Here is a 19,193-nt window from a genome sequence, read left to right as displayed (position 1 = left end):
AGTTACAGAGCAGCGGGACCCGACTAATGGATTATCGCGTTAACGGTAACAAAGATTCACAGAAAGGTCGGCTTATCGCCGGGGAGGGCGATGCCTAGAATTGCCGCCAATCCTGGGTCACTGATTCCTGTGGGAGCCCTTGTGGGAGCCGAGCTTGCTCGCGATGAACGATGACGCGGTCCTGCCGTTAAACCGTGTCGTCCCCATCGCGAGCAAGCTCGGCTCCCGCAAAGGCTCGCTCCCACAAGTTTTGCGTTAACAGGCAGCCATCCTCGTCGTCATGCTCCATCTCAGGAATTTTGCGCAAGTGCCGCGTCGCATCAGCAGAGAGCTGAAGACTCTCAGTGTTTGGGTTCTGACATTAACCATCAGCGGTTGCATCGGGACAGGCGGGATAGGGCCGCAAAGCCAGGTAATGCCGGCCAACCAACTGGCGACCGATGCCGCCATCCGCGAGGCCGCTCGCGACGCTCACTGGCCCACCCGCCGATGGTGGCAAGCCTATGGCGATCGGCAACTGGATCGCTGGGTCGACCTGGCCGTGCGGGACAGCCCGAGCCTGGCCATGGCCGCCGCGCGGGTGCGGCAGGCCAAGGCCATGGCCGGTGTTGCCGAAGCCGCCGAGTCGCTGCAGATCAATGGCCAGGCGACCCTCAAGCGCCATGGCTGGCCCACCGATCAGTTCTATGGCCCGGGCGAACTGGCCGATACCACGACCTGGGACAACAATGCCGCCCTGGGCTTGAGCTACGCCCTGGACCTGTGGGGCCGCGAGCGCAATGCCAGTGAACGGGCGGTTGACCTGGCCCATGCCAGTGTCGCGCAGGCGCGCCAGGCGCAACTGGAACTGCAGAGCAACATCGTGCGCGCCTACATCCAGTTTTCACTGCACTACGCCCAGCACGATATCGTCGCCGCGACCCTCCACCAACAAGAGCAGATTCTCGACCTTGCGCAGAAGCGCTTGGACGGCGGCATCGGCACCCATTTCGAAGTCAGCCAGGCCCAGGCACCACTGCCCGAGACCCACCGCCAACTCGACGCCCTGGACGAAGCCATCGCCTTGAGCCGCAATCAATTGGCGGCGCTGGCGGGCAAGGGACCGGGAGAGGGCGCGCAATTGCAACGCCCGACCCTGGCCCTCGGCGCGCCCCTGAAGTTGCCGTCGGCCTTACCCGCCGAACTGCTTGGCCAGCGTCCGGATGTGGTGGCCGGGCGTTGGCAAGTGGCGGCCCAGGCCCGGGGCATCGATGTGGCCCGGGCCGGTTTCTATCCCAACGTCGACCTGGTGGGTAGCCTCGGCTACATGGCCACCGGCGGTGGGGCGTTGGAGTTCTTGACGGGCAAGAAGCTCACCTACAACGTCGGACCGGCAATCACGTTGCCGATCTTTGACGGCGGGCGCTTGCGTTCACAGTTGGGCGAGGCGGCGGCCGGTTATGACATCGCCGTGGCGCACTACAACCAGACACTGGTGAACGCCCTCAAGGGCATTTCCGATCAGTTGATCCGCCGCCAGTCCATGGACAAGCAGCAGGCCTTCGCCGCCGAATCGGTGGCCGCTGCCCAGCGCACCTACGACATCGCAATGGTGGCGTTCCAGCGCGGGCTCACCGATTACCTCAACGTGCTCAACGCCCAAAGCCTGTTGTTCAAGCAGCAACAGGTGCAACAGCAGGTGCAGGCGGCGCGCTTGAGTGCCCATGCCGACCTGGTGACGGCGTTGGGTGGTGGGCTTGAGGCCGGCAGCGACAGCCCTGACTTGGGCCACGTACGGTGAGCAATATTTCCCCTGTGACGTCTTTACTTGCCCCCGCACGCTGGCTGTACCGTCTTGAGTGGCGTCGGGGTTTCTTCGACTGGGTCCGCAGCGACGGGGTGACCTGGGTCTATATCTTCAAGGTCCTGTTTGCCGCGTTCCTGACCTTGTGGTTGGCGATGCGCCTGGAGTTGCCGCAACCGCGCACGGCCATGATCACCGTGTTCATCGTCATGCAGCCCCAGAGCGGGCAGGTGTTCGCCAAGAGTTTCTATCGCTTGCTCGGCACCCTGGCCGGTTCGGCGGTGATGGTGGCGCTGATCGCCTTGTTTGCCCAGAACACCGAGCCGTTCCTCGCTTGCCTGGCGGTCTGGGTTGGCCTCTGTTCGGCAGGGGCGGCGCGTTATCGCAACTTCCGGGCCTATGGTTTCGTGCTGGCCGGCTACACCGCGGCGATGATCGGCCTGCCGGCCCTGGCCCATCCGGAAGACGCGTTCATGGCGGCGGTCTGGCGGGTGCTGGAGATTTCCCTGGGGATCCTCTGCGCCACCCTGGTCAGCGCCGCGATCCTGCCGCAAACCGCCAGTGCCGCCATGCGCAATGCCTTGTACCAGCGCTTTGGAGTGTTTGCCCTGTTTGTCACCGATGGCCTGCGTGGGCGCAGCAAGCGGGAGACCTTCGAAGCGCGCAACGTGGGCTTCATTGCCGAGGCGGTGGGCCTGGAAAGCCTGCGCAGTGTGACCGTGTTCGAAGACCCGCACATGCGTCGGCGCAACGGCCGGCTCAATCGCTTGAACAGCGAGTTCATGGGCATCACCACCCGCTTCAACGCTTTGCACCAATTGCTGGAGCGCTTGCGCAGCAGTGCGGCGGATCACGTGGTCAACGCCATCAAGCCAGGTTTGCAAACGTTGGCCGAACTGCTCGACGGTTTCAGTGGCCGCGCCCTGACCGACGCCGATGCGGCCCGTCTGGCGGCGGCGCTGGCCGAGTACAAGGCCGAGCTGCCGGCCCAGGTGCGACGGCTGCGGGCTTTGTTCCAGGAAACGGCGCCCAGTGATGGGCAGCAACTGGATTTTCATACTGCCTACGAGCTGCTTTATCGCTTCGTCGATGACTTGCACGGCTATGCCCTGACCCACGCCTCCCTGGCGGATCATCGCCACGAACGTGAACGCTGGGACGAACCGTTCGTGCCGCAGACCAACTGGCTGGCCGCCACGGCATCGGGTGTTCGCGCCGCCTTCATCCTGTTGCTGCTGGGGAGTTATTGGGTCGCCACGGCCTGGCCGAGCGGCGCGACCATGACGATGATCGCCGCCGCCACCGTGGGATTGTCGGCCGCGACGCCGAACCCCAAGCGCATGGCTTTCCAGATGGCCTGCGGCACGTTGTTCGGGGCGGTGATCGGCTTTGTCGAGATGTTCTTCATCTTCCCGTTGATCGACGGCTTCCCTTTGCTTTGTGTGATGCTGGCGCCGGTGATCATGCTCGGCTCGTTCCTCAGCTCGCGACCGAAATACGCCGGGGTCGGGCTGGGGCTGCTGATCTTTTTCAGCAGCGGTTCGGTGCCGGACAACCTGACGGTCTACAACCCCTACGCCTTCATCAACGATTACATCGCGATGATCCTCGGCATGCTGGTGTGTGCCGCGGCCGGGGCAATCATTCTGCCGCCCAACAGTCGCTGGTTGTGGCGCCGGCTCGAACAGGATTTGCGCGAGCAAGTGGTGTTTGCCATCAGCGGCAAGCTCAAGGGCCTGGCGTCGAGCTTCGAAAGTGCTACCCGCGACTTGCTGCATCAGGCCTACGGGCTGGCGGCGGGGCAGCCTCGGGTGCAACGGGACTTGCTGCGCTGGATGTTCGTGGTGCTGGAGGTCGGTCACGCGATTATCGAGTTGCGCAAGGAACAGGCGATTTTGCCGGTGCATCCGGCTTATGCCGAAAGCCAGCCGTGGCGCCAGGCGATTCGTGTGATGGGGCGGGCGCTGGTGCGGCTGTTCCGCCAACCGAGCCAGAGCAATCTGGAGCGTGCCCTGGTGGCGGTCGACCACGCTATCGGCCGCGTACAGGCCACCGACGAACCCTTCGCCCCGCATTTCGACACCTCGGCGCTGCGCCGGGTGAAAAGCTACCTGCATTTCATCCGCACCTCGTTGCTGGACCCGCAATCGCCGTTGGCCGGCTATGTCATACCGCATGCCATGCCGCATGCCACACCGCTGCTCCAGGAACCTGAACATGCCCCGTGAGATCGCCTTCCATGGTGTGTACATGCCCACCATGACCTTGATGTTTTTCATCGCCGCCGGCCTGGCCTGGGCGTTGGACCGCTTCCTGTCGGGGCTGGACCTGTACCGCTTCTTCTGGCACCCGGCGTTGTTGCGCCTGAGTCTGTTTACCTGTCTGTTCGGCGCGCTGGCGCTGACGGTCTACCGTTGAGATCGATGCGATGAAAAAGTTTTTCAGCCTGCTGGCGACGCTGTTGGTTCTGGCCCTGGCGCTGTGGATCGGCCGTACGCTGTGGGTCCATTACATGAACACGCCCTGGACCCGCGATGGCCGGGTGCGGGCCGACATCATCAATGTGGCCGCCGATGTCAGTGGCGAGGTGGTCGAAGTGCCGGTGCGCGACAACCAATCGGTGAAAAAGGGTGACCTGTTGATGCGCATCGATCCTGAGCATTACCGCATCGCCGTGAAGCAGGCTCGCTCCCTGGTGGCGTCACGCAAGGCCACTTGGGAGATGCGCAAGGTCAACGCCCATCGACGTGCCGACCTGGACAGCCTGGTGATCTCCCGGGAAAACCGCGACGACGCCAGCAACATCGCCGACTCGGCCCTGGCCGATTACCAGCAGGCCCAGGCGCAATTGGAAGCCGCCGAGCTGAACCTGTCGCGCACCGAAGTTCGCGCGGCGGTGGATGGCTACGTCACCAACCTCAACGTGCACCGTGGCGACTACGCCCGCATCGGCGAGGCGAAGATGGCCGTGGTGGACATGAATTCGTTCTGGGTCTATGGCTTCTTCGAAGAGACCAAATTGCCCAAGGTGCGGGTCGGCGATTCAGCGCAGTTGCAGTTGATGAGCGGCGAGAGGCTCAAGGGGCATGTGGAAAGCATCTCCCGTGGCATCTACGACCGGGATAACCCGCAAAGCCGCGAACTGATCGCCGACGTGAACCCGACCTTCAACTGGGTTCGCCTGGCCCAGCGGGTGCCGGTGCGCATTCATCTGGACGAAGTGCCCGACGGGGTGCTGCTGGCGGCGGGGATGACTTGCACGGTGGTGGTAGAACCCCATGACAAGCGCTGACCCCCTGTGGGAGCGAGCTTGCTCGCGATAGCGGTGGGTCAGTTTGCGAAGATGTTGACTGTGCCGCCGCCATCGCGAGCAGGCTCGCTCCCACAGTTTTCGGGGTGGCCGCTATTTATCAAAGCGACCCACCCAACCCAAACCGCTTCATTAACCCTTTTTCCAGCAACCCCTTGGGCAGCCAGCCGGCCATCAAGGGCAGTGATCGGCTGCCATTGCCCAGGCGCAGCAAGCGGGATGGCTTGGGTTGTTGTGCGGCCTTGAGCAGGCCGGCGGCGAATTCGTGGGCCGGGGTCGGGTTGTCCTGGGAGGCCTTGGCCCGGGCGCGGATACCATCGCGCAGGGGCCACCAGGGCGACTGTTCGCTGATCAATTGTTCGGCTTCATGACCGGCATTCTTGGCGAAGCTGGAGGCAATGGCGCCGGGCTGGACCTCCATCACGCGGATGCCGAACGGCGCCAGTTCCATGCGCAAGGCATCGCTCAAGGCATGCACCGCCGCTTTCGAGGCGCAGTAGGCGCCGGCAAACGGCGTGACCAGCACCCCGGACACGCTGCCGATGTTCACCACTAGCCCCTTGGCCCGACGCAATACCGGGAACAGCGCGCGGGTGACCCCGACGATGGCGAACACGTTGGTTTCGAATTGACGTTGCATGGCCGGCACGCCGCCGTCCAGCAGCGGCCCCATGGCGCCATAGCCGGCGTTGTTTATCAGCACATCCAGGCCACCCTGCTGCTGCTGGTTGATCCGCTCATTCAGTTGTTCCAGGGCCTGGCCATCGTTGACGTCCAGTTGCACAGCGGTGAATCCGGCAGCGCTGAGCGTCGCCACGTCCTCAGCCTTGCGCGCCGTGGCCCAGACCTGATAACCCGCCGCCTTGAAGGCGTCGGCGAGGGCGCGGCCGATGCCGCTGGAACATCCGGTAATCAACGCGACAGGCATGGCGCATTCCTTGTGCAAAAAGTGGTGGAGGGCAGTCAGTTGGAAAAGCTACCGTGCAATCGCTCGGCGCGAAACTCCAGGGTTTGCGGGCGATAACCCGGGCGTAGGGGCGGCAGGGGCAGGCAGTCTTGCCACTCGGCGTCGGCCTGCAATTCGCCGGGGCCACGATAGCGCGGTGCGTTGTAGGGGCTGTCGGCCAGGTTGATGGTGTCCCCAGGCGCATAAGCCGCGACCCGCCACTGCAGTTCGATCAGTGGCACGTCATTGGTGTTTTTTAGGGTCAGCGACAGCGGCCGGTCGGCGGGGCATTGTCCGGGGGCATAGCTGATGCGCAATTCCAGGCGCTCCAATTGCCGGGTCTCGCGGCTTTCCTGCCAGAGCACCCACGCGGCGACCAGTCCCAACCCGATGAACGCTGCCAGGGAGACTGGCAAGGCCTTGGCCGGGTAGCGCAGCAGCAGGATGAGCCAGGTGATGACCAGCAAGACGCCGATAAGCATGGTTAAAGCCTCCGTTACCGTAGGCACATCCTACCGAAGGCGACGGGTATTGTTGAAGCGATGATGTCGGCCCATCGCACACACCCAAAAAAAGCCCCCACCCAACCCACTGCGGATAGGGGACGCAGTGGACTGGATGGGGGCTTCTTGAACGGCTGATCGTTGCTAGTTGTTACTGCGCGATGGTCTTCACCGAGACGCCGCGTTCGATCGGAGTGGAGCGACCGTAGATGTCTTCGAAACGCTCGATGTCGTCTTCGCCCAGGTAGCTGCCGGACTGCACTTCGATGATTTCCAGTGGGATCTTGCCCGGGTTGCGCAGGCGGTGGACCGACGCGATCGGGATGTAGGTCGACTGGTTTTCGCAGAGCAGGAACACGTTCTCGTCGCAGGTCACTTCGGCGGTGCCGCTGACCACGATCCAGTGTTCGGCGCGGTGGTGGTGCATCTGCAGCGACAGGCACGCGCCCGGCTTGACCGAGATGTGCTTGACCTGGAAACGACCGCCCATGTCCACCGAGTCATAGGAACCCCACGGACGATAGACCTCGCAGTGGTTCTGGGTCTCGGTGCGGCCCTGGGCGTTGAGGGTGTTGACCATCTGCTTGACGCCTTGGACCTTGTCCTTGTGGGCGATCATCATGGCGTCCTTGGTTTCGACCACTACGATGTTGTCCAGGCCGATCACCGACACCAGCTTGCCGTTGCCGTGGATCATGCAGTTGCGGCTGTCCTGGACAACCACGTCGCCTTTGGTGACGTTGCCGTTGGCATCCTTGGGGTTGACTTCCCACAGCGACGACCAGCAGCCGACATCGCTCCAACCCGCCGACAGTGGCACCACGCAGGCGCGCTGGGTTTTTTCCATCACGGCGTAGTCGATGGAGTTGTCCGGGCAGCAGGCGAAGGTAGCTTCGTCGAACGTGATGGTGTCCGGGGTCTGCTCACTGCGCTCCAGGGTCAGCAGGCAAGTGTCGTAGATGTCCGGATCGTGCTTTTTCAGCTCTTCGAGGAAGCGGCTGGCGCGGAACAGGAACATGCCGCTGTTCCAGAAGTAGCCACCGGCCTCGACAAACTCGGTGGCACGCTTGACGTCGGGTTTTTCGACGAAGTGCGAAACACGGCTCACGCCTTCAGGCAGCAGCGCGTCGTTGGTCGATTTGATGTAGCCGTAGCCGGTTTCCGGTTTGGTCGCCGGTACACCGAACAGCACCATTTCGCCACGCTCGGCGGCCACGGTGGCCAGGGCCAGGGCGCGTTGCAGGGCTTTCTGGTCTTCCAGCACGTGGTCGGCCGGCAGCACCAGCATCAGCTCGTCGCGGCCTTCGTTGACCAGCATCATCGCGGTCAGCGCCACGGCCGGTGCGGTGTTGCGCCCGAACGGTTCCATCAGGATGCGCTGGGCTTCGAGCTTACGGTTGCTCAACTGCTCGTTGACGATGAAACGGTGGTCTTTGTTGCAGACCACGATCGGTGTGTCCATGCCTTCGAACACCAGGCGCTCGAGGGTCTGTTGGAACAGGGTGTGTTCACCGGTCAGGGCCAGGAACTGTTTAGGGAATTGCTTGCGCGAAAGCGGCCAAAGACGTGAGCCACTACCACCTGACAAGATCACCGGAATCATGTTTGTTACTCCTTGAAGCGAAATGGTTGTTAGAGCTACTGCGTTCTGTCGTTTCACTCTCTTGTTCTTGTTCCGTACCCGAATGACACCTGTGTCCAGTGTGGGAGCGAGCTCGCGATGGCGGTGTATCAGTCGACATCCCTCTTGAATGTCAGATCGCAATCGCGAGCAAGCTCGCTCCCACAGGTACAGCGTCAATCAGGTGAATTCATCAGCGGGTCGACGCCGGGCGTTTTACCCACACTGGCGACAGGCTGCTGCCTGAGCCGGTGACGTACAGCACAGCCGCTTCGCCGCGCTCCAGGGCCACGGGCTTGAGGTCGCCGACTTTCTTGTCGCCTTCGAACAGCGCCAGGGACACTTTCACCGGGTTGATTTCACGTTCGCCACGGCCCTTAGCGGCCACGTTCGGCACCACTTCGGTCTTGCCGTCGGCGGTCTTGAGGGTCAGTGCCTTGTCGCTGAGGTTCTGTACGCGAACCAGGGACTTCTGCTTGTTCTTGAACGGCGGTTCTTCGATCAGTTGAGGTTGGCCGCTGGCGTTGTTGACCAGGGTGTAATAGTGATCGGAAGCCAGTTTCACCGGTACGGTCTGGCTGCCGACCTTGGCGCTGTAGTCGCCACCGGGCATGAAGCTGAAGTCGCTGCTGGCCAACGGGGCTACGTCGCTGATGTTGGTGCTGCCGACGGTGGCGCTGACTTCGGCGTTGGCGGCATTGTACACCCGCACGAAGCTCGAGCCTTTTGGCGCGACCGGGCCATACAGGGCCGCGTCACCGGCAAAGGCCGACAGTGAGAGGGCGCTCATGCTGGCGACGAGGGCAACGGCCTTGAAGGAGCGAGCAGCGAGACGGCGAGGAGTAGTGTTGAAAGTCATGGTGGACCTCTCTTTCAGTTTTGCGCCCGGTCGGGCGTCTCGGATGGGGTGTTGGCGGCTACGTTCTGTTGGCGCGCGCCGGCTTGCTTGAGCTCTGCGACCCACTGAGGGTCGGCGTCGCCGATTTCGTTGTTCACGGGCAGATAGCGTTCAGGGAACTCCCAGATCAGCACCTGTGGCGGGCTGTTCTTGAAGGCGTCGCTCTTGAGGTAGCTGAGCATCGGCAGAATCGGGCCATGGCCGTCCTCGGCGTAGTTGACGACGTCGCTGTGCAGGGCTTGCTTGAGTGCACCGACGAAGTTCCAGTTGGGGTTGGCGCTGTAGCTGGTGCCGATCAGGGCCACGGGCACCTGGGCGTCGGCGAACAGCGCGTCGTCGCCGGCCGGCTGGTCATCGGCTTCGCGGGTGTTGCGCTTGACCAGAGGCTCCTGGGCCGGCATCAGGTTTTCGAACAGTGGGTCCAGGGGCAGGAACTGGCGCAGGTCACCCTTGTGGGTGATTTTTTCTGCAGGCTCAGTGACGAAGCGTTGTGGCTCACCGTTGAGCGGCGCGCGTTCGGCAATCGCCTTGGCCAGGTTCTCGGCCGCGACCTGGGCACCTTCCGGGGTCCAGTGGGTGTCGGTGCGCAGGAACACTTGCTGGCCGTCTTGCTTGGCCTGTTGCAGCGGGCCCAGCAGGTCAGGGGCGATGATCTTGTCCGCCGCCACGCGAGCGTGGAAATCCTGGTAGAGGTTGGCGTGAATGCTGGACGGCTTCACTTCACCCATGTGTTCTGGATACAAGCGCGCCTTGGCCGGCAGGATCGCCATCACCAGGGTGATGCCTTGTTCCTTGAGCTTCTGGCGCACGCCTTCGACCAGCGCGTAGTTGCCTTGCAGGTTCAGCTCTTCGTTGACGATCGGGTTGAACTCTTCGTCGCTGTACAGCCACTGGTCGCGGCCCAGGACCACGCCTTTGCGGCCTTCGTTGAACAGCTTGTAGTCCAGCGCCGCCCAGATGTTGGTGCCCAGGCGCTTGATCGGGAACTCTTCGTCGTAGTGCGTTTCCACGGCCTTGGCCCAGCGCCCGTTGAGCACGGTCGCGTCGGGGTTGGTGCTGAAGCCGAAGAAACTGCGCATCGACCACATGCCCAGTGCTGTCAGGATCAGCATGAACAGTGCGATGTAAAAGATGCGTAATGAGCGGGTCATGTTCAGATCCCTCAGAACTGGAAGTAAAGGAACGGCGAGAAGCTTTGCGCCGAGAGTTTGAGAATCGAGGCGATGAACAGCAGCAGCACCAGGGTGCGCATCACGTAGCGTGACCAGTCCACGGTCCAGTAGGCCGGTTGCACCTGGGCTTCGACGCCAACGGTGTAGCCAGGTTCATGGATATTCGTCGGATTTTCGCCCGGCGCGGCTTTGATCAGACCCGGTTGTGCAGTGGCCGGACCATCGGCCTCGGTGGTCACTTCAGGTTTTGTCTTGACTGGCGGACGGTTGGTGTAGAAGTCCCGCAGGCCGAAGAAGGCGAGGGTCGCGTAGGCCACCGCCAGCGTGGCGATCTGCAGGCCGGTGAGGTTGGCACGGGTCAGTTCCGACAGCGACCAGTCGCCGAAGCTGAACATGGCGCCGTACATGCGACCGGCCACGTGCAGGTTCTCGGCACGGAAAATCACCCAGCCCATCACCACCAGCAGGAAGGTCAGCGCCCAGCGGATCGGGTTGATGCTGCGTGGCGTGGTGTTGATGCCCACCGCTTTTTCGATGGCCAGCCACATGCCGTGCCAGGCACCCCAGATCACGTAGGTGATGTTCGCACCGTGCCACAGACCACCGAGGAGCATGGTCAGGAACAGGTTGCGATAGGTCATCAGCGTGCCTTTGCGGTTACCGCCCAGGGTGATGTAGAGGTAGTCGCGCAGCCAGGTGGACAAGCTGATGTGCCAGCGGCGCCAGAACTCGGTGATCGACTGGCTGATGTAAGGCTGCTTGAAGTTTTCCATGAAACGGAAACCCATCATCAGGCCCAGGCCGATGGCCATGTCGCTATAGCCGGAGAAGTCGAAGTACAACTGCGCGGTGTAGGCCAGGGCGCCGAGCCAGGCATCGCCCGTGGTCGGGTTCTGCAAGGCGAAGCAATGGTCGGCCACCACCGCCAGGGTGTCGGCGATGAACACTTTCTTGATGAAGCCCTGCATGAAGCGGGTGCAGCCTTCGGAGAACTTGTCCAGCGTGTGGGTGCGGTTGTTGAACTGGTCGGCCAGGTCGCGGAAGCGCAACACGGGGCCTGCGATCAGGTGCGGGAAAATGGCCACGAACGCCGCGAAGTCGATCAGGTTGCGGGTTGCCGGCGTGTCACCGCGATAGACGTCGATGATGTAGCTGATGGACTCGAAAATGTAGAACGAGATCCCGATCGGCAACAGCACGTGGGTCAGGATGAACGGGTTGAGACCGAAGCCGGTGATGATGGCGTTGAGGCTGTCCACGCCGAAGTTGGCGTACTTGAAATAGCCCAGGATGGCCAAATCCACGCCCACGCCGAGCAACAGCCAGCGTTGGGCCGGTTTGGTACGCACACCGGCGGCGCCGACTTTCAGGCCGATCCAGTAGTTCCACAGGGTGACGCCGGCGAACAGCGCCAGGAAGTCCACCCGCCACCAGGCATAAAACACATAGCTGGCGATCAGCAGCAGCAGGTTGCGATAGCGTTGCCCGCTCAAGTAGTACAAGCCGAGAAAGATCGGCAGGAACAGGAACAGGAACACGTTGGATGAAAATACCATCCCGATCTCTCCATGTTGAATCAACAGTCAAGGGCCAGAGCCCCCCCAAACCCCCCCATGAAAACCGGGAGGTTTTATTGCATTTCAGTCGCCGTGATTACTGTGGGAGCAAGGCTTGCCCGCGATGAACGATGACGCGGTCCATTCAGTGCCCCCACTGGTCCCTTGCCAGGCAAGGGATATGACATCAGCTTCCTTTTTCGCCTTTCTCCCGCGAAGGGTCATACACCCGGGTCAAATCACCGCCGAGGCGGAAGGTCTTGAACGGTTGCATTTCGTGCTTGCGCTCCAGCACATCCTCGCTGCAGGTGTAGAGGCTGCAGAACGGTTCGAGCCAGGCGAATTTCGAGTCGACCTTCAGGTCCTTCATGTCCTGCTCATCGCCGTTCTTTTCTTCGAAGATGTCCGGGTCTTTCACCCCGGCCAGCACCCGGTCACCCAGTCGCTTGAGGGCACCGTTGTTTTCCTGGCGCAGGTCCACACCGTTGACCTGGGCGAAACTGGCGATCATCGCCAGTGGCGGCAGGGCGTAGTTGTGATAGGACAGGGCGCGTTGCTTGCGCTTGAGTTCGTTGGGCAGGAAACCGTCGGCATCGACCTGGTTGACGCCGACCTTGTATTCCTTGACGGCCCAGTCGAACAGGTCGCGGCGGTTGGTTGCCACGGACGTGGCCATCACCGACCAGGCGGCCCAGTAGGAATGGTTGTTGGTCTTGTCCAGCGGCAGGTTGTCCCAGTCGCTGACCACCTGATCGGCCATCCGGCTGAACCAGCCTTCGATCAGTTGCGCCTGCTCCGGGTGATTGGCCAGTGGGCGGGACTCGGAAAACTTCAGGCGCACATAGGCCGACGCCATGCTGCCCAGCGCCCATTTGCGCATGGACTTGCCGGTGTGGTTGAAGTCCTTGGACATCAGCGCATTGGCCTGGGCCCACGCGGTCAGCCAGTTGAGGGTGCATTCCAATTGTTCGGGACGGCCGTCACGCATGAATTGCATCACTTGCTTGCTGACGCCACGCTCGATCTTGGTGATGTCGGCGGTGCTGTCGCGGAAGGCTTTTTCCGATTGCACGTTCAACGTCGCGCGGGCTTTGTCGGAGCCCTCGTACTTGCTGCGAAATTGCAGGGAGCCGGTGTAGGGCGTCGGTGTGGCATCGCAACCTTTGGCGGCTTCGCCGGCCTTGACCTTCTCGATCGGTGCGAAGTAACCCTGTGGCGGGCGCAGCGGGGCCGCCGCCTGCGTGGCCCCGGCGAACATCGCCAGGGTCAGCAGGGAGGGCGCCAGCAGCGTTTTCAACGTTCGGGTGCGCATGGTTCTGGTCATGAGACGAGACCTCATTGTCCGATTTGAGCCGTTTGTTGCCCGGCTTGCGGAGATGCGTTGCGTTTGCAGACTTTCGCTTCGATTTGCTGTGGTTCTTTACCGGCTTCAGGGCCCTGGACTTCAACGGCTAGCAGGTTCTGCGAAGCCCAGTCCTCATCGGTACGCAATTGGAAGGCGAAACGCCCGTCGGTTTCGGAGGTATCCGGTTTTTCGATCTTGATATCCTCGTGGCGCCCATTCATGTACCAGAGGGTGGCTTGCAAGGTTTTCACCGAGGTATCGGCGAAGCGGATGTCGACCTGGTGGCTGCCGTTACGCAGATCCATGTTCTTGCTATTGACCATCAATTCGTTCTTGCCCGGCTTGAGCGCGGTCTTGCTGCTCATGAGCGCCGGCTTGCCTTCGCAACCGTTGTTGTCCAGCAGCGCCATCATCTGGCGGTAGGTGGTTTCCTGGTCCAGGCGATACAGCGGCGAGAATTCCCAGATGAGGATTTTCGGCGGGCTCTTCTGGAACTCTTCGCTGCCCAGGTACTGGATCATCGCGCCTTCCAGACCACCGCCAGGGAAGGCGACGTTGAGGATGTCGGCGCCGATGGACTCTTCCAGGAACCCTGCAAAGTTGTAGTTCTTGCCACTGTGACTGGTGCCCACGAGGGTGATCTGCGGGTTGCCGGAATCGCTGAACAGGTCGCCGTCGCCGGCTTCGCCTTTGGGCTCGGTGGTGAACTGGTCCATGTACTGGATCGCATAGCTGGTGCCGCACAGTTGCCCGGCCATGTTGTGCAGGGTGCCGGTCTTGCCCATGCGGCCGGACTTCTTGGTCTCGAACTCACGCTTGGGAATGTCGGCGAAGGCCGGGATCTGCTTGACCTTCTCGGCGACGATCTTGGCCGTGCGCTGGGCGCCGTATGGCGTCCAGTGCTGGTCGCCACGGAAATAGAAATCGTGGGCCGGCAGGGTTTCGGGCAGGTTTTCGTTGGTCAGCGGCGACAGGTCCGGCACCACGTAACCCATCTGGGCGAAACGGCCGAGCATGGATTTGTAGTTGGTCAGGGCCTTGTCAAAGTTGAAGCTGGCCTTTTCCTGCGGATTGAGCTTGTTGCGGTTCACCAGGCCCCGGGTCGGCTGGTAGACGAGCACCAGCTCGACGCCTTTTGCCTTGAACGCATCGTGCAACTGCTGCATGCGCTTGTAGCCGGCCGGGGTGGTGTTGAATTCGGTACGCAGGTCTTCCTGGGTCCGGAACAGCCAGTCGCCCTGGGCCTGCACCAGCGTGGTGAAGTTCTGCTGGTAGCGCGTGGTGTAGTTCTTCGCATCATGGGCCGCAGGGCACAGGTTGCAGCACGGTTCGGCGGTGAAGCTTGGTGCCTTGATTTCATCGGCGCGCGCGCCGCTTGCAGCGGCGAGAATGCCGGCAGTCAGGGCGGACAGGCCCAGGAATTTGATCATCTGTGGGTTCATAAAGGTCATCCTCATTCCCGCAATTCGGTCTGGCGTTCGACAGGGTCGATCAGCACGGCTTTCTGCTGGCGCACCAGCAGGTCGAGAATTTCATCCTGGCGCTCACCGAGGATTCCCGAGAAGCTGATGCCGCTGGATTTGGTCGGTGCGAGCATGGACACGCGGTACAGCTCGACGCTCAACGGCGAATCGATGGACAGCGGGCCACTGCCGTTGGCAGCCAGTTCGCCGCCGACCACGATCAGCGAGACCTGGGCGTCGAACGGGTCGAGCTTGATGTCCCGGTCGGTGTCGGACAGGTCTTTGATGTGGCCGTAGAGACCGGTCAGGCCGTTGGCCATGGACACGTTTTCGTAGAGGCGGATGTTCACGCTGTTACGAATGCGGATGCCGTGGCGGCGATTGCTGATCACTTTGTTGCCCCACAGCAGGTTGTCACCACTCTCGTAGAGCGTGATGCCGTCGGTGTGGTTCTTGTAGATCTCGTTGTAGGCGATCAGGTTGTTCACGCTGTTACGGTCGATCACCAGGCCCGAGAGTTTGTTGTCATAGCTGCGGTTGTTGAAAATGAAGCTGTCGTTGACCTCACGGGAAATAATGATCCCGTGCTTCTTCTTGGTCCCGTAGACCGTGTTGTCGGCAATGATCAGCCGATGGGAGCGGTCATGGGGGTCGATGCCGTAGACGATGTTGTCTTTGTAGGTGTTGCTCTTGACCACGAAGTCGTTGGTTTCATAGCAGTAGAAGCCGTACCACATGTCCGAGAACTCGGAACCGATGATCCAGCCGGTCGGTTCCGGGCGCTTGAGGACCTTGGCCATGTTCGGCGTGTACTGGGAAATACTGACCCCGTACGACTTACTGTTGGCGTAGCCGAAGCTCGCCATCTTGGTGTTGACGATGTAGGTCTCGGTGCCGCCCCAGGACAGCAGGAACGGACGGAATTCCTTGGGCGAGCGGAACGTGGCAGGGCCGTTTTCCTTTTCCCGCCAGCCGGTGACCTTGGTGTCGCGGATGAACATCCGGCCATCGTTGACCAGGAATGAGCCGCCCTCCTGGGACAGGCGCAACTCCTGGGTCTGCTTGTCGATTTCCAGGATGCCTTTCTGGCCGACCACGATCGGAATCTTCGCCAGGTAGACACCTGGCGAAGTTTCGATGACGTACTTGGGCACCTTCTTGGCCAGGTCCTTGAGGTTCATGTAGCCGTCGTCAAGGAAGACGGCCTGTGGGATGCCGTGCTGGCGCACGACCCACTCGGCCATCTTGTTGTCGCCGCCGATGAAGTCCTTCAAGGCGTTTTCCTGCATCATCCGGCGCACGCTGACCTTGCCGGGCTTGGTCCGCACGATTTTTGCCGCGACCGCTTCGGCGGTGTAGCCGGAGAGATCGGGGAGGGTCGGCGTGGCCAGCTCCAGTGGTGCGGTCGGCGCGCTGCTGACGGTGTAGGTCTTGGCCTGTTGCAGTCCCTTGACCACGTTGCCCGGCTTGACCACCGGCTCAACGTTGGCGAACGCCGGCGAGCCGGCCAGCAGCATCGCTGCGACCAACAGGCTGATCGAACCTTTCATCGCCTGGCTGTTCCTGAGGTAGCGGTTCATATCGGGCACTCCCATGGCCATTTGCATCAGAAGCGCCAGATCACGTCGACAAAGGCGCGATGCATGTACGAATCGACCTCTTTGCCGTAAGCGTCGCCTGGCTTGAACACGCCGCCACGAAAGCGCACCAGCGCCGACGGCTCATCAATGGACTGACTCAGCGCGGCCGGCAGCAGGCCTTGCTTGAAGTACTTGGTGACCACCAGGTCGACTTCCTGGCCCAGGTCCTTGTTCCCGTCGCGCAGTGGCAGGGACGAGGTGGACAGGATCGCGCCGGTCACGTCGTCGGTGTTGTTTTCCACGGCGTTGATGCCGTTGCTGCCCACCGGTTTGTTGCCGTCCACGCGCCAGAACTTGTGGTACACAAGGCTGGCGTCGTATTCGTCACGCAACTGCCAGGAACCGAACAGGCTGGCGCTCTGGGTGTTGGCCATTTCGCCACGGAACGCTTCGCCGAAACGGTGAACCCGCGAGCGCGTGCCGGTGAAGTTCGAGCGGTTGCTTTGCAGGCCGTTCTGTTCGTAGTCCTCGCTGGCGCGGGCATAGGCCGCACCAACTTGCCATTGCGGGTCCAGGCGCAGGCGGATACCCAGGTCAGTGGCCCAGCCGTCCACATCATCGCTGCGCTTGAGCTGTGCAGGTCGGGTGCCGTCGGCGTTGAGCGGGTTGACGGTGTCACGGTCGCCGGTCATGCCGGTGAGGCTGGCCCAGTAGTTGACCGTGTTGGTGTTGCGCCAGTTGTAGGCGTCGCTGTTGGCTTCCAGGCCCAGCCAGGTCAAGTCACCGTTCTCGGTCTTGTCCAGGGTGTCGGTGGCTTCGCCCGGGGTCGGGTAGTCGAGGCTGCCGCTGTCATGGGAGTGGTGGGCACGGATCCCGGCCCACTGGCCTGGCATCCACTGGTAGCCCACGTCGCCAAAGACGTGCAGGCGGTCCTTGTCCTTGGGGGACAATTCCTTGAGGTCGGTGCGGTATTCGCTGAAGCGTTCGGCCACACCGAGGTTGGCCCGCAGCAAGGTGGTGTCGAAGGTCCAGTTCAGGGCTTCGATGTTGGTGTCGCGCCATTGGCCGTCGTCATTGCGCAGGCGCTGGCGACCGAACTTCAATTGCTCGCCCGGGTAGGGAGTCAGGCCACGGTAGCCGATCCAGAACTCGCGCATGGCCAGGTAGCTTTTCTTGGCTTCGCGATCGCCGCTGTCGGTTTGCTGGGTGCTGTCATCGGACTGTTGCAGGGTGTCAGTCTCGATGATGTCGCTGGACGTCACGGCCTGGGCCATGGCGTAGGCGCTCCAGGCGCCGCTTTCGCTTTCACCGTAGACCCAGGGACGCAGGTCCAGGCCGACACCGTTGACGTCGCCACCGCTCTGGGTGCCGAGGTCGCGGTCGTCTTCGGACTGGCCGGTGATTTTCACTTCCAGGCCGAAGTTCTTGGTGTCAGTCAGGGCCGCCAGGGTCGGGCAGGACCACAGCAGGGCGCACGTCAGGCCAATTCCGGCCTGCACAAAAGGATTGAGCTTCAAAGGCTTCATAGAGGTTCCTCGCCGTCATCTTCTTTTAGGGCTTGCAGTTCCAGCGTATCGGGGCTCATCGAGCCGCGAATGGCCTGCTCTTGTTGTAGCAGGCGTTGCGCTTGTGCAAGTTGCTGCGGCGGTAATTGTGCTTCGAGGGTCTGGGCAAGCTCGGTGGCTTGCGGGGTGTTCTGCGCCTTGGCCAACTGGCTGAACACATAGGCGTTGACCGGGTTGGGCTTGGTGCCCTTGCCCTGGGAGAACAACTGGGCAATGGCGTAGTCGGCGCTGTTCTGGCCGTTGCGAGCGGCCTTGAGCAGGTGGTCCAGGGCTTTTTGCGAGTAGACCTGGCCCAGGTAACCGCGGCGATAGATCTGGCCGAGGTAGTAATCGGCGGCCACTTCGCGGCCAACGGCTTTCTGGAAATGCGCCTCGGCGACCTTGGCATCGGCCGGGACCCACTTGCCTTCGTAGTAAAGCTTGCCCAGCAACAGTTCGGCGCGCGACTGGTCGGCGGCGCGGCCGTTTTCCAGGTACTGCATCATCTTGTCGACGTCACCCAGTTCCGGGAAGTCGTAGAGCAGTTGCGCCAGGCTGACCCAGGCAGCGGGGTAGCCAGGGGCGATGCCTTCGAGCAACGACTGGGCGGTCTTTTCATCGGTCTTGCCCAGGCTGGCATCGGCCAGGACACGGGCGACGCTGTCCACGCGCTGGGCGGACACGACGCCACGGGCATGGCCGTCCTGCATCTGCTTGAGCAACGCGGCCTGCTGTTCCGGCTGGCCGCGTTTCTGATAGACCGTGGCCAGTTCGACGTAGCAGATGTCGGTAGTGGCCAGCGCGGCCTTGCAGACTTTCTCGACTTCGTCCAAGTGCTGGTCGTAGGTGCCCTGGGTGCGGTAGAGCAGAATCTGCGCCAGACCCGCTTCCGGGTAGCCGGCGCTGCGCCATTGGCTGATCTGCTGCTGGGCGTTGACGTTCGGGAAGCTGTGGGGATATTGCAGGTACAGCATCGCCAGCGGGATCAGGGTGCTGCCTTCACCATTGGCGAAGGCTTTCTTCAACAGGCCTTCTGCTTCGTGTTTTTCCGCTTCAGTGGAACCGGGCTTGGCCACCAGCAGGCGACCCAGGCGAGCCTGGGCCCGTGGCGAGATATCGGCCGCGGCGCGGTAAGTCGCCTCGGCTTTTTTCATCTGCTCGGGGTCGTGGCTGTCCACCTGGATGTCGGCCAGGCCGACCTGGGCCTCGCTGTAGCCCAGGTCTGCCAGTTGCTGATAGTTCTGCTGCGCCAGCGCCGTGTCGCCGCGCTTGAGGGCTTCGTTGGCCAGGCGTTGATCGGGCAGGCCGGCGCAACCGGCCAGGCTGACGGCCAGTGCCAGGGCACACAGTGTTCCCATGTGGGAACGAGTTTGCGGCATAGCATCCTGACCGCGTGGATCCTTTCGCGAGCAAGCTCGCTCCCACAGGGTCTGTGGGGTGTTCAGGATTTTTATAATGGTCACGGGCATATC

The 19,193-nt window shown here is 62.1% G+C and carries 15 protein-coding genes; 4 read left to right on the top strand and 11 right to left on the bottom strand.

Going from position 1 to position 19,193, the window contains the following annotated elements; genetic code table 11:
- The first annotated feature begins 307 nt into the window (after positions 1-307).
- From HU749_RS24225 to HU749_RS24210, 4 genes are read left to right on the top strand one after another with little or no spacing between them, the layout of a single operon-like run.
- Positions 308-1,780 (top strand): efflux transporter outer membrane subunit, encoded by a 1,473-nt coding sequence (locus HU749_RS24225; RefSeq protein WP_079302564.1) that lies wholly within the window; start codon positions 308-310, stop codon positions 1,778-1,780.
- 14 nt (positions 1,781-1,794) lie between these two features.
- On the top strand, positions 1,795-4,011 hold the full coding sequence (locus HU749_RS24220) for an FUSC family protein (protein WP_079303428.1): 2,217 nt from the start codon (positions 1,795-1,797) through the stop codon (positions 4,009-4,011).
- A complete protein-coding gene (locus tag HU749_RS24215; RefSeq protein WP_003205331.1) occupies positions 4,001-4,201 on the top strand; it encodes a DUF1656 domain-containing protein in 201 nt (66 codons plus the stop codon). Before HU749_RS24220 ends, HU749_RS24215 begins: the two co-directional genes overlap by 11 nt.
- Positions 4,202-4,211: 10 nt before the next feature.
- Positions 4,212-5,075, top strand: a complete 864-nt coding sequence (locus tag HU749_RS24210) for an efflux RND transporter periplasmic adaptor subunit (RefSeq protein ID WP_079302563.1) — start codon at positions 4,212-4,214, stop codon at positions 5,073-5,075.
- Positions 5,076-5,193: 118 nt separating this feature from the next.
- Here HU749_RS24210 and HU749_RS24205 read toward each other — a convergent pair whose 3' ends face one another.
- The 11 genes from HU749_RS24205 to algK form a co-directional block, all read right to left on the bottom strand.
- Positions 5,194-6,021, bottom strand: a complete 828-nt coding sequence (locus tag HU749_RS24205) for an SDR family oxidoreductase (protein ID WP_186651981.1) — start codon at positions 6,019-6,021, stop codon at positions 5,194-5,196.
- A gap of 35 nt (positions 6,022-6,056) precedes the next feature.
- Positions 6,057-6,521: a multidrug transporter gene (locus HU749_RS24200; RefSeq protein WP_079302561.1), complete on the bottom strand. Its 465-nt coding sequence runs from the start codon at positions 6,519-6,521 to the stop codon at positions 6,057-6,059.
- Between the two features lie 172 nt (positions 6,522-6,693).
- Complete coding sequence (locus tag HU749_RS24195; protein ID WP_095963112.1) at positions 6,694-8,145, bottom strand: mannose-1-phosphate guanylyltransferase/mannose-6-phosphate isomerase; 1,452 nt, start codon at positions 8,143-8,145, stop codon at positions 6,694-6,696.
- 211 nt (positions 8,146-8,356) lie between these two features.
- Entirely contained in the window at positions 8,357-9,022 is a 666-nt protein-coding gene (locus HU749_RS24190; RefSeq protein WP_079302559.1) for an alginate O-acetyltransferase AlgF, read from the bottom strand.
- 14 nt (positions 9,023-9,036) lie between these two features.
- Positions 9,037-10,212, bottom strand: coding sequence for an alginate O-acetyltransferase (locus tag HU749_RS24185; protein WP_079302558.1), 1,176 nt, complete (start codon positions 10,210-10,212; stop codon positions 9,037-9,039).
- Between the two features lie 11 nt (positions 10,213-10,223).
- The gene (locus HU749_RS24180; RefSeq protein ID WP_014340044.1) at positions 10,224-11,789 is read right to left on the bottom strand and encodes an MBOAT family O-acyltransferase; all 1,566 of its coding nucleotides are present in this window, start codon (positions 11,787-11,789) and stop codon (positions 10,224-10,226) included.
- A gap of 187 nt (positions 11,790-11,976) precedes the next feature.
- Complete coding sequence (locus tag HU749_RS24175; protein ID WP_186651987.1) at positions 11,977-13,101, bottom strand: mannuronate-specific alginate lyase; 1,125 nt, start codon at positions 13,099-13,101, stop codon at positions 11,977-11,979.
- 23 nt (positions 13,102-13,124) lie between these two features.
- Entirely contained in the window at positions 13,125-14,576 is a 1,452-nt protein-coding gene (locus HU749_RS24170) for an alginate O-acetyltransferase (RefSeq protein WP_014340042.1), read from the bottom strand.
- 11 nt (positions 14,577-14,587) lie between these two features.
- Positions 14,588-16,177 (bottom strand): mannuronan 5-epimerase AlgG, encoded by a 1,590-nt coding sequence (algG, locus tag HU749_RS24165; RefSeq protein WP_079303426.1) that lies wholly within the window; start codon positions 16,175-16,177, stop codon positions 14,588-14,590.
- A 26-nt stretch (positions 16,178-16,203) separates the two neighbouring features.
- The gene (locus HU749_RS24160) at positions 16,204-17,694 is read right to left on the bottom strand and encodes an alginate export family protein (protein WP_046064898.1); all 1,491 of its coding nucleotides are present in this window, start codon (positions 17,692-17,694) and stop codon (positions 16,204-16,206) included.
- 5 nt (positions 17,695-17,699) lie between these two features.
- Entirely contained in the window at positions 17,700-19,190 is a 1,491-nt protein-coding gene (algK, locus tag HU749_RS24155) for an alginate biosynthesis TPR repeat lipoprotein AlgK (protein WP_189664773.1), read from the bottom strand.
- Positions 19,191-19,193: the final 3 nt, after the last annotated feature.

The sequence above is a fragment of the Pseudomonas ogarae genome (assembly GCF_014268695.2).
GTDB classification, from domain to species: domain Bacteria; phylum Pseudomonadota; class Gammaproteobacteria; order Pseudomonadales; family Pseudomonadaceae; genus Aquipseudomonas; species Aquipseudomonas kilonensis.
The sequence above is the reverse complement of the archived record's forward strand: the minus strand, read 5'-3'. Positions and strand labels throughout refer to the sequence as shown.